Source organism: Algoriphagus kandeliae, from assembly GCF_004571135.1.
GTDB classification, from domain to species: Bacteria; Bacteroidota; Bacteroidia; order Cytophagales; family Cyclobacteriaceae; genus Algoriphagus; species Algoriphagus kandeliae.
The window spans coordinates 746,454-762,020 of record NZ_SPSB01000003.1; the positions used below are offsets into that span (position 1 = coordinate 746,454).

The following is a 15,567-nucleotide window of genomic DNA, read 5'->3' on the forward strand; positions in this document are numbered from 1 at the left end:
CGAATTGTTTTCATTTTGGATGACTTTTCACTTTTGGATAAGATTTATCGTCACCTCCTGTGTCTCTTCAAAATTCTGATAAGCACAAATTACAGCCTCAAAATCATTCAATTCTCCCAAATACTTTAATGCCAAGGGATTTCCAAAATGAATTAAAATACAAGGCTTTCTTTGAGATAGATTTTTAATTTCTTCCAATTCAGCTTCTTCCATCCCGAATTGATTCAAAGGTTTGTGGCTTGGTACAAAAACCGAAATCAATACCTTTTCAGCTTGATCAATAGCTACAAAATCATAATCCAGCATTTCAGCAAATCTGCTTTTTTGAGAGGTAAAATACTCCTGATATCCAAGCTTTCCCGCTTTCGACAAATCACAGAGATTATCAAAATCAATCTTTCCGGAAATTACCGACACATAGTTTTGAGCAAGGTCTTTTTGCAATTGATGGTGAGCCTCCCAATCAAATTTTGGGACTGAAATGGGCTGGAAATCCAAAACCCCCAATTGTTTTTTGAGATCCATGATTTTTTGGAAAACCAAATCCACTTCTTCCTCCAACGCCTTTTCAGCAATTTTTTCAATTCCTTCCTTCACATGATCTGAAAAACACAAAAGATCATTTCCTGCATGAAAGGCCTGCCACTCCAATTCTCCAGGTTCCGGAAAATGATTTGCTACAGCTTTCATATTCAGTGCATCCGAAACAACCAAGCCCTTGAATCCCATTTTGCCTTTCAAAAAATCGGTTATGATTTCTCGACTTATACTCGCAGGTATTTCTTTCCCCCCACTCAATGCAGGTACAGCCAAATGTCCTACCATAATAAGTTCCACTTCCCTGTCAATTCCATATTGAAAAGGCAACAACTCCTCGGATTTCAATTCTTCAATAGATTTCTTAAGTACCGGCAAACCCAAATGAGAATCAACCGCGGTATCGCCATGTCCCGGGAAATGCTTAAAGCAAGCTCCAATCCCTGCTTTTTTCATTCCTAAATAAGATGCCATCGCAAGTCGGGCTACTTTTTCAGCATCATCTCCAAAGGAGCGATAGCCAATTACCGGATTGTTAGGATTGGTATTCACATCGGCACAAGGAGCAAAATTCAAGTGAATTCCAGCTCGCTTTAGATCCATTCCCATCTGGAATCCCACTTCTCCTACCCATTTTTCAGCGTCTTGCTGCAATGCACCCAAGGTAATGGCAAAAGGGTATTGCGGGGTTTTTTCAATTCGCATAGCCAATCCATATTCTGCATCAATACAAATCAGCAAAGGGATTTTGGATACGGCCTGAAAGCGGTTGATCAACCCGATCATCTTTTCTAATGTCCCACTGAAATCCAGGACTTCCGCCCTACTCTCAAAATTGGCTGCTGCAGAATGTCGGCTATGAAAAAATGTCAAGCTCCCAATTTCCTCTTCTTGAATTAAACGTTCCAGTTCCCGATGATTTTCCTCAGTATCGTGAACAAAGGCAGCAGGCGAAAAACATTGGGCAATTTTTTGTTTTTTGGAGAGCATGGATTTTAGCGGAGATTGGTAAAAAGAAAAGCGAAATTATTCATTCCGCTTTTCCAATCTACGATTTATCATCCATTTCCTCTCAAAATCTCCATTGGAGGCTGATTGATGATTTTTCTACCATTCAACCATCCGAGAATAATTGTCAATCCAGTGATTCCCAAATACAAAATCAAAGCTTCTGTCCAAGCCGGTCTAAAGCTCATTTCAAAGACAAATAAGCTCAAAAGCCAGGTTGCGATGAAGGATAAAAGAATCCCAGATAATGAGGCCAAACTTCCCAAAAAGAAATATTCAAGGGTATTGATTTTCTTTACGATCCCTGATGACGCACCTAGCGTGCGTAGCAGAATACTTTCCCGCATCCGCTGATATTTACTGATAATCAACGAACTGATCAAAACCAAAATCCCTGTGGCAATACTAAAAAAGGCCATAAACTGAATCACAAATGAGATCTTGCTTAGGATATCCTCCAAGGTCTCCACGATCACACCCAAGTTGATGACTGAGATATTCGGGAATTCCCTTACCACCTCGGATTGAATCGCTGCGGATTCCCTGTCATTTTTTGTACGAGTAATGATGACATGGAATTTCGGAGCTTGTTCCAAAACCCCATTTGGGAAAAGAACAATAAAGTTGGTAGATACCTGATTGAATTTGACATTTCGGAAACTTCCGATGTAAGTTTTGATCGGTCTACCTTGCACGTTGAATTCAATCTCATCACCGATTTTCAGGTTGTTCCCTTCTGCGAAACTAGTGGACAAACTGACAAAAATGGAATCCCCCCTAGCCCCGACAGGAATCAGTTCTCCTTCAACAAGTGTTTCTGTTTCGATTAGCGTATCCCGATAAGTAACCCGATATTCCCGATTATACATCCATCGGGAGTAATTTTCCTCATCAGGCAACTCTTCATTTTCGCGTTTATCGATTCCATTGATCTCATTGAGCTGCATGGTCACGATGGGAACTTCCTGAATGATCCGAAGCCCTCTGCTAGTAACTTTTTCTTTAACCGCCTCCAGTTGGGGTGTTTGAATATCAAACATCAACAAATTCGGTTGGTCCTCCTTATCTGCAAATCGAGCTTCTTCCAGCAATTGATTTTGGAGAAAAAATAAGGTACTAATCATCGCCGTGCCCAAACCTATCGTGGCAATCAAGGAGATGGTTTGGTTATTGGGTCGATAAAGATTAGCCAAGGCCTGTCGAATGGTGTAGCGTAAGGAAATAGGCAAGAACTTTCGAACGGCCCACATGATCAACTGACCAACTCCCCACAGAATTCCGAAGGCAAAAATCACGAATCCTGTAAAGCCAATAGCTAATGGCAAGGACTTCAATAGATAAAAACTAAAGCCCCAAATAAATAGTATAACACCTACCACTACCGCCCATCGATATGGATCTCGGAGTATAGTCGAGTCCGCAGTCTCAGGACGAAGCGTAGCCATTGGCGAAACGTTTCGAACCTTAAGCAAAGGCAGCAAGGCGAACAAAACTGAAACGAATAAGCCTGTGATAATTCCAAAACCTATGGATATCCAAGAAATCCCTACGGTTACTTCCACAGGAAGAAACTCATCGAAAACAGCAGGGAGGATAAATTGAAGGAGGGTTCCCAATATAGAACCGAGCAGGGCTCCAAATAAGCCCATCACTAATATTTCAAATAGATAAATCAGAAGAACATCCCGAGAAGAAACTCCAAGACATCTGAGAACAGCTACGGAGGCCAATTTCTCTTTTACAAAAACATTGACTGCAGAAGCCACTCCCACACACCCTAATAAAAGTGCAATGAAAGCTACTAAGCTTAGGAAATTAGAAAGGTTTTCAAATGACCTACCTGTAGATCTTTTTCTATCCTCCACAGTATCAGCATCAATTCGCTCGATTTCCCATTCATCTTCAAACGGCTCAATCAAGGATTCCACATCAGAACCTGCCGCAAACTGGAAATAGCGATTGTATTCCACTCTACTTCCATATTGGACCAGACCTGTTTCCTCCAAATAATCCATGGGAATATAAACCGCAGGGGCAACAGTCGCCGTGATTCCTGTTTGTCCAGGAACTCCCTGCAACTCTCCCACAATTTCAAATTCCACATTTCCTACCTTGATATAGTCCCCTACTTCTGCATTGAATTGGGCCATCAGGATTTTTTCCACCAAAGCTTTTTTTCCACCAGCTCGGAAATTCTGATCTCCAGAAGCAGGAATAGTTTCCAGAAACCCATAAAAAGGAAAGTCTCCTTCTAATGCTCGCACTTGCGTTAGGCGACTCGCTCCAGTCTCAGGAAATGCAACCATTGAAGCAAAATTCACCTCCGATGCCATTTGAGTGGCCATGGAGTCAATCGGCTGCTCCCCAATTGGCTTGTTATTCTCCAAAACCAAATCTGCACCCAAAAGCTCTTTGGCCTGATTATCAATATCAGCAGTCAAATTATCCCCGAAACTGCTAATCGCTACCAAGGCAGCAATTCCCACCACTATGGAACTCACAAAAAGCATCAGTCGGGAAATGTTTTTCCGGAAATCCCGGAAAGCCATTTTCAAAATCCAAGCAAAATCAGGCATGGGCATCCTCCTGTATTTTTCCTCCTTTGATGTGAATTATTCGCTGGGTTTTAGCAGCTAGCTCCGGATCATGGGTCACCAAGACAAGCGTAGTCCCCTTTTCTTTATTCAAGTCAAAAATCAACTTTTCGATCATCTCCCCCGTTTCGGTATCCAAATTACCCGTTGGCTCATCGGCAAAAAGGATTTTCGGTTCATTTGCAAATGCTCGAGCGATAGAAACACGCTGCTGTTCTCCTCCTGAAAGTTGAGTTGGATAATGCGTAGCCCGATCGCCAAGCCCTACTTTTTGCAATAGTTCAAAGGCTTTTTCTCGAGCATCTTTTCGTTTTTTCAGCTCAAGCGGAACCATCACATTTTCAAGTGCGGTTAGTGTAGGCAGTAATTGGAAATTCTGAAAGATAAATCCCACATCCTGATTTCTAACAGCCGCCCGCTCATCTTCAGATAACCTTTCCAAAGCTTTCCCATTTAATTGGACAGAACCGGTAGAAGCTGAGTCCAAACCTGCACAGAGTCCCAAAAGAGTAGTCTTACCACTTCCTGAAGGGCCGACAATTGCTAGGGTTTCCCCTGCTTCGATATCAAAATTCACCTGATCCAAAACAGTCAGGCTTCTATTTCCGCTTTTGTAGGTTTTACCCAGGTCTTTTACTGAAAGAATATGCATGAAATAATTTGTGTTAATTGGAGAACTTGAAGCTTAAAACGCATCCACCATTTAATGGTTAGAAAATGCCGAAGAAAATTCGGCGATCGGTATGAAAGTAAACCATTTATTGTAGAAAATTGTACAATAAACTGTTCAGCGGTTAAAATCAGTTCCTGAATTGACCGTCTTTTGAAACAATTCTGCCATAAAAGACATTAATTGCAACAAAAAGAAAAATGAAAATCTCAAAATCGATCTCTATACTTTCTTTGATACTTTTTGCCTTTTTGACTTTTAGCTGTGGAGAAAACCAGGCTAAAAAAGAAGAAGTCATCGATACAGAGCAACCTACTTCTACTTTTGAAACACCTAAGCAGACCATCCTTTTTTTCGGTAATAGTTTGACTGCCGGATATGGAATAGATAAGGAAGATGCCTTTGCGGGCCTAGTTCAGCAGCGAATTGACAGCTTGGGCTTGGATTACCGAGTGATCAATGGGGGTTTGAGTGGGGAAACTACTGCTGGAGGATTGAGTAGGTTGGATTGGTTTTTGGAAGATGAGCCTGCGATTTTTGTACTCGAACTTGGAGGGAATGACGGACTTCGCGGCATCCTACTCAGCGAGACAAAAAGTAATTTGGAAAAAATCATCGACAAGGTACGGTCCAAATACCCGAATACGCATATCATTTTAGCAGGCATGCAAATTCCACCCAATATGGGACAAGAGTACACCGACGAATTCAAGGAAATCTACCCTCAAGTGGCTAAGGAGAAAAATGTGACACTGATTCCATTCCTTTTGGAAGGAGTAGCAGGAGATCCAGCGCTCAACCTTCCAGACGGAATACACCCAACCGAAGAAGGCCATCAAATTGTTTTTGAGACGGTATGGCCCTTTATTGAGGAGTTGATTTGATCGGATTAGGGTAACCCACCATTATCATTCCTTTCATTGATTTAGTCCCAATTTTAGGGGTAAGATGATTACCAATATCAACAGGATCATTATAGAGCCATTTGATCATAACCTTTGGCAAATTTATTCCAGCATAATGGGAAAAAGGATATCCGCCACTGAAACGAGGATTAAATTCTAAAATGTATGGAATTCCATCTTGAAGAATTACATCAACATCCATTACTAAAGGATGCTTGGTGAGAGCAGTGATTTTTGCTCCAAGCATTTCTAATTCAGGATGACTAACTGTTTCTACTGCTTCCGTCTCACCATTTTTTCGAAGAAGCTTCTTGTTTACTACAGTAAGCAAATAGTTCCCCCTTAAATCATTAATTACATCAAGCATATATTCATCACCTGAAACCTTTGACATTATCAATATTTCATTCCCTGGATCTTGACTGCTCTCATGCCTTAAAAAACTTCCTAAAACCTCCTTTCTTGCTTTTTTATAGAAAAACTCCAATTCCTCAAGATCTTCAACTTCATAAACTGAAAGTGATCCCATGCCCCAACGAGGTTTTATAATTAATGGGAATTTTATTGATTTTTTTTTGTAGGAAGTTTGAAAGTCTTTCAAATTTTTGAAGGTAGGAACAGTCGGAAAATCATACTCATTCAAAAACTTAAATGTTTTGTATTTATCATTTGCCAAATCGGCCAACCATTGATCTGGGGTTAAAACGTAAATCCCATGAGTAGCAAACTTTGATTTTGAGTTTGCTAAAACTGGCAGATCATTATCTAACAGTGGAATAACAACTTTAATATCGTTCTGAATGCAAAAATTTATCAAAAAGGGTATGTATTGTTCCGAATGGATCATTGGTGCTAATTCAAAAGCATCAGCGGCATAAAGCGCAGGGGAAATTTCATGACAATTAACAGCAAACACCTTTCCTCCATAAGGCTGAACTGCTTCTTTGAAATATTCTACTAAATAATTTCTTCGACCGACACTTGTTAGCAATACATTCATATAATGAGAGGGCTTATATTTCTAAGTTTAATTTAGCCCATCTTTCATTTTCTCGGATTACTTTGCATGGATTTCCATATGCAATCACACCATCTGGAATATCACGAGTCACCACACTTCCTGCACCTATAAGGCACCTTTTCCCAATTTTTATATTATTGGAAATTATCGCCCCCGTGCCAATTTCACTTCCTTCGCCAATAGAAACAAAACCTGATAAAACCGCTCCAGGATTAACATTTACAAAATCCTCTAAAATTGCATGATGACCGACAGATGCGGACCTTTTTAATGTCACTCCAAATCCAAGCTGGGACATAGTAGAAACTACTGAAAGTGGTTCCATTATTAATCCACCTTTCGCAGAAGCTGAAGGAGCAAAATAACTGCTTGAATGAATCAGGTCAATGTATCTCTCTCTCCCTATCTGGAAATTTTTGAAAAAATGATGATAGAGGACATATTTTACATTTCCATGTTGTACACCAAACTGAACAGAATGACTCCTATTTAAGTCAAAATCATATTCTTTATCGAATATATGGACTGCCTCATATAATTCTCCCGGTAAAGGGCAATTGGGTCGATTTATATTCTTTACAATATCAAATGATCTACATCCAAAAATTTCGGCTGCCATATCCATTACAATTGGAACACCTCCGTCACTATGCCCTAAAATCACTAGTTTCTTCATCTCATTTCTTTATAAATCTCTTCAAAACAAAAATATTAAAGCCTCTACGTAGGGAATAAATAGTATGTCGGAGAAATAAAGTAGGGTCTTTGTGCAAATACCAAAACAAAAACCAACCATTTTTATATTGGGCTTTATGATTTTCTCGCTCTGATTTGCTTAAGTAAATTCCAGATGGATTGAACCGATAAACCGAAGTAACATCGGAAAGATAAAACAGACTGCCCTCTAATTTATAAAATTGAAATAATACCTTATCGAGATGAATTGGTTTTTTCACAATTTGATTTTGCAGTATTTTTTTCATCCTATTTCTTACCATCCAACTAGAAACATGTCCCATATAAAATTTATTATGAAGCTGTTTAGAATTAAATAAACGGCTACTTTCAGAGAGTTCAACCGAGAATTGTTGCCCTCCGCCTTCAATCCGGGTATTTGTTACACAAATACTCAACTCAGGATTTTTTTCCATGATAGTAACCTGCTTTTGAAGTTTCAAAGGGTCACACCAAAAATCATCCCCATCACAAAAACAAACATATTTCCCTTTAGCATTTTCATATAAACCTAAATGATTAAGACGTCCAGATCTCCTACCAAACATTATGATTTTTTCCTCTTCCTTTCGAAGGAATAATCGTATTTGTTCGGGAAACTTTTTTGCGTAATTTATACATATTTCTCTAGTACCATCTGTACTGCAGTCCTCCCCAACTAATATTTCAAAACGAAAATCAGTTTTTTGTGCTAAAATAGAATCTAAACAATCACTTATATAATACCTATGCTGAAAAGTAGGTACACAAACACTTACTAGAGGATGTCCGGGATTATCGTTACCCTCCCCTTCTTGTAGAGTTTCAAATGGCTCAAAGCTCATTTTTCGGAAACTTCATAAAACCTTGCAGAGTTGTAAAAACCTTTGCTACCCAAATTTTGAGACCTACAAAAGTGCTTACCATGAATATCAATCAAATCGTGGACCCTTCTCAATAGCTCCAAATTGGTAGCAAGTTTTTTTCTCCCTGGATCCCAATAAATATTATCCTCTAATCCTATTCTCACTCCTAGACCTTCGGCTATAGCTATCGAATTTACCGGTAACTGAAACTCACCTAGACCAGCCAAAGCGATCTGGTGGTCACTTGATATTTCATGAATTGCTTGTCCAATATGTGATATTGATGCTTGAAAACCTGCAATATTTCCGAATAGTAGATTCCAATAATAGGGTCCTTTCAGTATCCCTTTCTTTATTAGGTATTTCCCATAATTGATCATCCCCAAGTCAAAACATTCTAATTCAGGCACTACTCCATAATTATTCATTTTTTCAGCCAATTGAATAATCATATCAGGAGAATTTATGGAAGCTTGTCTTAAAAAATTCAGGGATGATAAAGTAAGTGAACACATGTCGGGTTGTAGTTCAATTACTTCTGATCGTTTTTCAAATTCAGGAAAATTTCTCCCAGACGTACTTCCACAAATAATCAGATCAGGACAATGTTTTCTTACACCTTCAAACACTTCTTGATAAATACTTTTTTTATAAGAAGGTGTGCCATCCTCCTCCCTAGCATGAAGATGAACAATAGTAATTCCTATTTCATATGCTTGATGCGTTTGTTCAATAATTTCTGTAGGTGAAATCGGCACATAGGGAGTCATTATTTTTTGGGGAACCATCCCTGTAGGACAAAAATTAATGATAATATCTTCCATTATAATAAATTAGTTTATCCAGCTTTAAAACTTAGATTTTAATATTAAGGGAATAAATTGCCGATATTATGTAAAAAAAACTAATATCAACTACCCTTTTTGGAAGGAGGTAGCTCCTTCTTTTAAAATTCTTGCTTTAGACTACCAAAATTCCTTTACTTTTCATTACCAAAATTTAGGATATCTCATGATCCTGTAAATAACCAATTTACATATTTTACCAAAATGAATTTAGATCGAATAAAAAATCTTTTTGTGAGGGAAGCAAAGAAGCTATCCCCATATCACCAATGGTATTCAAAAGACCCAAATTTGGGATTTTCTCCTCAGATAAGGAGATTATTAATAAAAAATGGATTTTTACCATCTGACTACCTTATTTTTAATTTTAAAGAATACTCAAAAGAATTATATCTCAATGAAAGAGATTACAAAAAAATAAAATCACCAAATGGTTCATTTGCCCCACTGATAAATAACAAAGCATTTTTACCTATAATTCTTTCAAATCGTCCAGATCTGTTACCTGAATTATTTGCTTTTTCCGAATCAGGAACGATTAGATTCGAGCAAGGTTTAGGGTCCACTTTTAAATCCACAATCGATTATGTGGGGAAGGCTTTAGAAAAATTCGGGGAAATTATAGTTAAACCCTGTTTTGCGTCTGGAGGTCATGGAATTTTTAAAATAAACAAAGAAAACTTTTTGTCATTAATAAAACAGTTGGAAAAAGGGGAATATGTACTAAATAATTTTTTGGAAAACGACCCCTTCTTCCAGCAGTATTTCCCTTATACATTGAACACAACAAGGGTAATTTTTTTTAGAAATTCATTAAATGAAAATGAAATTTTGATGGTTGGACAAAGGTTTGGGAATTCATTATCTGAAGGTGTTGATAACGCCTCAAAAGGAGGAATGGCTTGTGGGATTAACCTTACTAGCGGAACTATGACAAAAGCATACTCCTATATAAATCCAACTTATAGAGGATGGTTTTCGAAACATATGGAAACAAATATTCAAATAGAAGGAATTAGAATTCCAAATTGGGATGAAAAATTCACTGAAATATCTAGACTTGTAATTAAGGATTTGGATTTTTTGAAATTCGGAGGGATTGATCTCGCTTTCACTCCAAATGGGATAAAAATTATTGAGATAAACTCCATGCCAGGACCTCAGCTAATGCAAGTAGAAAAACCAGCTTTAATTAATAAAGAATTTGAAAAGTTTCTTCTTTCATTTGGGTTTACTCCTAAGTTTACTGAGCACAAAATCCCAACTTAAAAATCAATTCATGATTCCCATTTCATCCTTTTCATAATAAAATTTTTTACCCTATCTTTTCAACTTAATTAAAATTTTTAAAAATGAGTTTTCAAATCAAAGAAACCCCGGACACTTATGATGTTATCATTGTAGGGTCTGGAGCGGGAGGCGGAATGGCTTCCAAAGTCCTCTCCGAAGCGGGACTTTCCGTTGCTGTAGTTGAGGCAGGCGGTGATTTTGACCCAGCGAAAGACGAAGACCGAACCCAACTGAGACCACCCTGGGAATCTCCACGAAGAGGTGCTGGAACAAGAATCCGACCCTTCGGAGATTTTGACGCTGCTATTGGCGGATGGGATATAGATGGAGAACCTTACACACGAAAAAATGGAACTCAATTTGACTGGTTCCGCTCCAGAATGGTTGGTGGCCGAACCAATCACTGGGGAAGAATCTCTCTTCGATTTGGACCAAATGACTTTAAAAGAGGCAGCATAGACGGCCTGGGAGATGATTGGCCAATTGGCTATGAGGACCTGAAACCATACTACGATCGAGTAGATAAATTAATTGGTGTTTTTGGCACTAAAGAAGGCATTTACAATGAACCTGATGGATTTTTCCTTCCTCCTCCTAAACCAAGACTTCACGAACTATTCATCAAAAAAGGAGCTGATAGAGCAGGAATTCCTATGATTCCTTCTCGGCTTTCCATGCTTACTCGCCCTATCAATAATGAGCGGGGAGTTTGTTTTTTCTGTAATCAATGTAATCGGGCATGCCAAGCATATGCGGACTTTTCAGCAGGAACCTGCTTGGTTCACCCAGCGATGAAAAAAGGCAAGGTAGACCTCTATACCTACTCCATGGTACGAAAGGTGACCACAGACGAACAAGGAAATGCAACGGGTGTATCCTTCGTATCAAAAGTAGATATGAAGGAATACAAGTTACGCTCCAGAGTGGTGGTTCTGGGAGCTTCTGCCTGTGAATCAGCCCGTATCATGATGAACTCTAAATCAAAAACTTTCCCGAACGGGATAGGTGCTGATTCTGGAGTATTGGGAAGATACTTACACGATTCTACAGGAGCTGACAGAATGGGAATCATGCCTGATTTAATCGATCGGGAACGCTATAATGAAGATGGAGTCGGAGGCATGCATATGTATACTCCTTGGTGGCTGGACAATAAAAAGCTTGATTTTGCCAGAGGCTATCATATTGAATACTGGGGTGGAATGGGTCAACCTGCTTATGGAACAGGCATGAGCATGGATAGTATGCGCCAGTACATCAAAGATGAATTCGGAAATCCAAGTCCAAACGGAGGCTATGGTGAAGGTTTGAAAAAAGATATTCGCCGAATCTATGGATCTACTCTAGGTATGTCAGGTCGGGGAGAAAGTATTCCTCAATACGATAATTACTGTGAAATTGATCCGAATGTGGTCGATAAGTATGGTATCCCTGTCCTTCGATTCAACTACAATTGGACTGATCAGGAAATCAAGCAAGCCAAGCACATGCAGGATACCTTTGAGGAAATCCTGACGAATGCAGGAGCTATCTTACTAGGCAAGAAACCAGGACCAGAAACTAAATACGGACTAGCTGCACCAGGAAGAATTATTCATGAAGTAGGAACTACCCGAATGGGGAATGACCGCAGTTCCTCAGTAGTTAATTCCAATTGCCAAGTTCATGACTGCAAAAATCTTTTTGTGGTAGATGCCGGACCATTCGTCTCTCAAGCAGATAAAAACCCAACCTGGACCATCTTGGCTCTTTCTTGGAGAACTTCAGATTACATTGTTGAGCAACTGAAACAAAAAAACATCTAAGCCATGAACAGAAGAGAAAACCTCAAATTATTGTTTACAGGCTCTCTGGGAGCGGGCTTGTTGATGACAGGATGCGAACCGGAAGAACAGGTTGTTTCGGGGCAACTATTCGAAGGAGGAACGCCAGGTGGACGCACCGAAGAAGAAAAAATTCGGGATGCAAAATTACTTGCCGATTCATTTTTCACGGAGGAGGAGCGAAAAAAACTGGACACCTTAGTGGATATCATCATGCCAGCAGATTCCGAATCTCCCGCAGCGACCGAACTGAAAGTGACTGACTTCATTGATTTCATGATGCTAGATCAACCTAGTTACCAAACTCCCATGCGAGGTGGTCTGATGTGGCTGGACTTTGAAGCAGATGAAAAATTCGGAAAAACTTTCAATGAGCTTTCCAAAGATCAGGTAATTGAAATCGTTGAATTAGTAGCCTGGCCTGACAAAGCCGACCCTGCTTATGAAGGAGGAGTTCGATGGTTTAATTTACTTCGAAACCTTACCTGTACGGGCTATTTTACCACAGAAGCAGGATGGAAATACATGGGTTATAAAGGAAATACTCCAAATGTATGGGATGGAATTCCACAGGAAGTTCTCAATAAACACGGACTTTCTAACCCACCCCAATATGCGAACCTTTACCTCAAACCCGAAGATCGGGGGAAAGTCGTCGAATGGGATGATGAAGGAAATATCATCGGTTGATTCAAAAAAATCCACAGCTCGAAACTGTGGATTTTTTATTTCGTTGTATTTTTCAAAATAGAATGATTTTGGATTAACTATTTTACAAATAGCCTCTTAATCTATATTTTGAAATTTTTGGCTAAATATTTTACGCCTCAACCTTTTCATTTAAACAAAAACAAATGATTGAATTTAAAACCTCCATTTTTAAGCGAACCCCTTTACTCTTTCTTTTAGCAACTCTTTTTGCATGTGGAGGAAATCCAAACGTCGAAGAAGTATCCCAAACCGAAAATTCATTTGAACTGGTCCTCACAGATTCTCTAGATTATCAATTACTCGGGGATCCGATTTTTGCAGATGTCAGTTCAGACGGAAGCCAAGTTTTAATTTATGATTATGCTTCAAGCGAATTAATTACCCTAGACGAGAATGGAAATCTCCTTGGAAAATTTTCCAAAACTGAAGACACTCCTGATGCTTATGGCTTTATGATGGAACTTCCGGGATTTTTGGGGAATGACCGAGTAGTGGTTAGCGGTCTGCGTGGGATTTTCATCTATAATTTAGAAGGAAACTTAATCAGCAAAATCGATCACCCGGAGGATTTGGGAGGCGCGATTTTTATGCCGATTACTGGTAAATCAATTGAGTCCATTTCCTTAGATGGAAATGAATTTTTGATTGCTAAATCCGTAAGATCTAGAAATACTTTTCCTGGGGAGCAGGCATTTTATGATAGATATAGAGCCATAGAATGGATCGATATAAAGACAGGGAAATCCAAAGACATCATTCCCTTTGAGGAGGGCAGTATCTTCAAAAATGGAAAAGGATATATTGAAAGTGACTATACCCCGGCCTATGAATGGATTTCAAATAGGCTTTATGTAAGTCTGGGTGGTGAACCCAAGCTTCGGGTCTATACGCTTACTACCGATGAACCATTGCTGGACACTACTATCAATCTGAGCATCCCTGATTTTAGGGAATTGCCGATTCGAGAAAGAAATGAATTTGCCGAGGGTAGCCTGACTGTGGACGGAAGTACACCTGCTATTCGAAATATTCATCAAGTAGGCAATTTTATTTTAGTTCATTATTATGCCGGAATGGACCCTGAAAAAACCAAAGAGGCTGAGGAGCTATGGATGTCTGGGAATGAGGAAGAGGCAGGTCAACTTTTTGAAAAGCTCGAGAAAGAAGTAAGAAAAGGTTTCTTGATTTTTGATCTAAAAACCCTAAAACAGTTGGGAGATATTACTTTTCCTTCGGGTGTTGAGACTGGCGGTTTTCTTGCAGCAGGCGATTTTCTATGGTTCCAAAAAGCCCCTTCTGAGGAAATAGAAGAAGATTTTGTTCGGATCTATAAATTTAAATTAAACCAACCATGAGAAACCCTTTATTCCTTTTTTTGGCAGGAATAGTATTTTTTCTTGCCTGTAGCGAAAAAGCATCTGAAACCCCAAACAAACCCTTATCGGATCAAAACCTGAAATTCGAAATATATGACTCCCTGATGGTGGATTACCTAGGGAATCTTATGCTGATGGATATCAGCCCAAATGGTGAAAACTATCTTCTGATAGACCAAAATACAGATACTATTTTCGTTACAGATCCCAAAGGAAAAATCAAACATAAATACTATCGCAGTGGCGATGATCCAGAATCAATCCAAGGAAACCGTACAGGATTGGGTAAATTTCTAGACAATGAATCCATTCTTATTCCTGGAAGTCAAGGAATTATCACCTATGAATTATCGGGCAAACTAAAGAAAGCCTTCAAACCTGATTTTACAGGGTTATCAAGTTTTGTAGTCCCTTTTAACCAAGTTCACTGGGTATCAGGCCAAAAAGTCTATGTTTACCTTCCTGGAAGATACAGTGACCTTGGCCAACAAGGACTGGACTTCCAAAAAAAGTCCAAAAGACTAGAAATACTGGATTTAAACACTGGGGAGTTTTCATCTGTCATGCCTTTCCCAAAATCATCTAAGTTTAGCAGTGAAACTCAGGAATTTGGAGGACTGGACTTCTATCCCACTTTCACGATATCAGGAGATTCCCTGTACATGATTTATCGAAATGAACCCAAAATTTTTGCCTATACTTTGTCTAACCTAGAGATTCCAGCCAGCGTCAAGACTATTCCCTACCCTGAGTTTATTGAGCGAAAAGCCGATAGCAAACCAGCTAATGGAGGCTTTAATTTCCGGGATTTCTTTCTTGGGTTTAACCTTTCCATATTTCCCACAGAGACTGGAGACTTTCTTCTACAGTATCTTTCTGGCCTTACGGATGAGGAAGCAAATGAAGTCACTTCAGCAGCAGAAACTGACTTTAATAAAATGTTTGAAGATGCAGAAAAATACAATTCCGGAGGTTTCATCCTTTTTGATGGAAAAAGCATTAGCCCTTTGATAGTAAAACCTGAGATTTTAGGCACACTCAGTAAGTATGTATCCAATGATGAAATCTGGTTTTCTCTGAATTTTGAAGAAGCTGAAAATGACTATTCGGTCATTTACAAAACTCGTCTCGTCACTCAGTAAATACCATTTATATATCGGGATTCCCTTTTGCGGGCAAAGCCAATCGGTTTTGCCCGCTATTGTTT

Annotated in this window: 13 protein-coding genes; 6 read left to right on the plus strand and 7 right to left on the minus strand. The window is 39.1% G+C overall.

What is annotated here, in order from left to right:
* Window positions 1-27 precede the first annotated feature (27 nt).
* From E4S40_RS11825 to E4S40_RS11835, 3 genes are all read right to left on the minus strand, one after another.
* Complete coding sequence (locus tag E4S40_RS11825) at window positions 28-1,527, minus strand: glycoside hydrolase family 3 protein (protein ID WP_135074268.1); 1,500 nt, start codon at window positions 1,525-1,527, stop codon at window positions 28-30.
* 68 nt (window positions 1,528-1,595) lie between these two features.
* Entirely contained in the window at window positions 1,596-4,121 is a 2,526-nt protein-coding gene (locus E4S40_RS11830; protein ID WP_135074270.1) for an ABC transporter permease, read from the minus strand.
* The gene (locus tag E4S40_RS11835; protein ID WP_135074272.1) at window positions 4,114-4,791 is read right to left on the minus strand and encodes an ABC transporter ATP-binding protein; all 678 of its coding nucleotides are present in this window, start codon (window positions 4,789-4,791) and stop codon (window positions 4,114-4,116) included. The genes E4S40_RS11830 and E4S40_RS11835 overlap by 8 nt, the downstream gene beginning before the upstream one ends.
* Window positions 4,792-5,009: 218 nt before the next feature.
* Here E4S40_RS11835 and E4S40_RS11840 point away from each other — a divergent pair, with 218 nt between their 5' ends.
* Window positions 5,010-5,693: an arylesterase gene (locus E4S40_RS11840; RefSeq protein WP_135074274.1), complete on the plus strand. Its 684-nt coding sequence runs from the start codon at window positions 5,010-5,012 to the stop codon at window positions 5,691-5,693.
* Here E4S40_RS11840 and E4S40_RS11845 read toward each other — a convergent pair.
* The 4 genes from E4S40_RS11845 to E4S40_RS11860 are packed head-to-tail and all read right to left on the minus strand — an operon-like array spanning window position 5,674 to window position 9,139.
* On the minus strand, window positions 5,674-6,714 hold the full coding sequence (locus E4S40_RS11845) for an ATP-grasp domain-containing protein (protein ID WP_135074276.1): 1,041 nt from the start codon (window positions 6,712-6,714) through the stop codon (window positions 5,674-5,676). The genes E4S40_RS11840 and E4S40_RS11845 overlap by 20 nt on opposite strands.
* A 13-nt stretch (window positions 6,715-6,727) precedes the next feature.
* Window positions 6,728-7,411 (minus strand): LbetaH domain-containing protein, encoded by a 684-nt coding sequence (locus E4S40_RS11850; RefSeq protein ID WP_135074278.1) that lies wholly within the window; start codon window positions 7,409-7,411, stop codon window positions 6,728-6,730.
* A 1-nt stretch (window position 7,412) separates the two neighbouring features.
* Complete coding sequence (locus E4S40_RS11855) at window positions 7,413-8,294, minus strand: glycosyltransferase family 2 protein (RefSeq protein ID WP_135074280.1); 882 nt, start codon at window positions 8,292-8,294, stop codon at window positions 7,413-7,415.
* Window positions 8,291-9,139: a BKACE family enzyme gene (locus E4S40_RS11860; RefSeq protein WP_135074282.1), complete on the minus strand. Its 849-nt coding sequence runs from the start codon at window positions 9,137-9,139 to the stop codon at window positions 8,291-8,293. The genes E4S40_RS11855 and E4S40_RS11860 overlap by 4 nt, the downstream gene beginning before the upstream one ends.
* A 225-nt stretch (window positions 9,140-9,364) precedes the next feature.
* On the opposite strand from E4S40_RS11860, the gene E4S40_RS11865 reads away from it, so the two are divergent.
* The 5 genes from E4S40_RS11865 to E4S40_RS11885 all read left to right on the plus strand — a co-directional run bounded on the left by E4S40_RS11865 (window position 9,365) and on the right by E4S40_RS11885 (window position 15,502).
* The gene (locus E4S40_RS11865; RefSeq protein WP_135074284.1) at window positions 9,365-10,429 is read left to right on the plus strand and encodes a sugar-transfer associated ATP-grasp domain-containing protein; all 1,065 of its coding nucleotides are present in this window, start codon (window positions 9,365-9,367) and stop codon (window positions 10,427-10,429) included.
* 83 nt (window positions 10,430-10,512) lie between these two features.
* A complete protein-coding gene (locus E4S40_RS11870; protein ID WP_135074286.1) occupies window positions 10,513-12,255 on the plus strand; it encodes a GMC family oxidoreductase in 1,743 nt (580 codons plus the stop codon).
* Between the two features lie 3 nt (window positions 12,256-12,258).
* On the plus strand, window positions 12,259-12,963 hold the full coding sequence (locus E4S40_RS11875; protein WP_135074288.1) for a gluconate 2-dehydrogenase subunit 3 family protein: 705 nt from the start codon (window positions 12,259-12,261) through the stop codon (window positions 12,961-12,963).
* 164 nt (window positions 12,964-13,127) lie between these two features.
* Window positions 13,128-14,339 carry a hypothetical protein gene (locus E4S40_RS11880; protein WP_135074290.1) on the plus strand — a complete coding sequence of 404 codons (1,212 nt, stop codon included), beginning with the start codon at window positions 13,128-13,130 and terminating at the stop codon, window positions 14,337-14,339.
* Entirely contained in the window at window positions 14,336-15,502 is a 1,167-nt protein-coding gene (locus E4S40_RS11885) for a DUF4221 family protein (protein ID WP_135074292.1), read from the plus strand. Before E4S40_RS11880 ends, E4S40_RS11885 begins: the two co-directional genes overlap by 4 nt.
* Window positions 15,503-15,567: the final 65 nt, after the last annotated feature.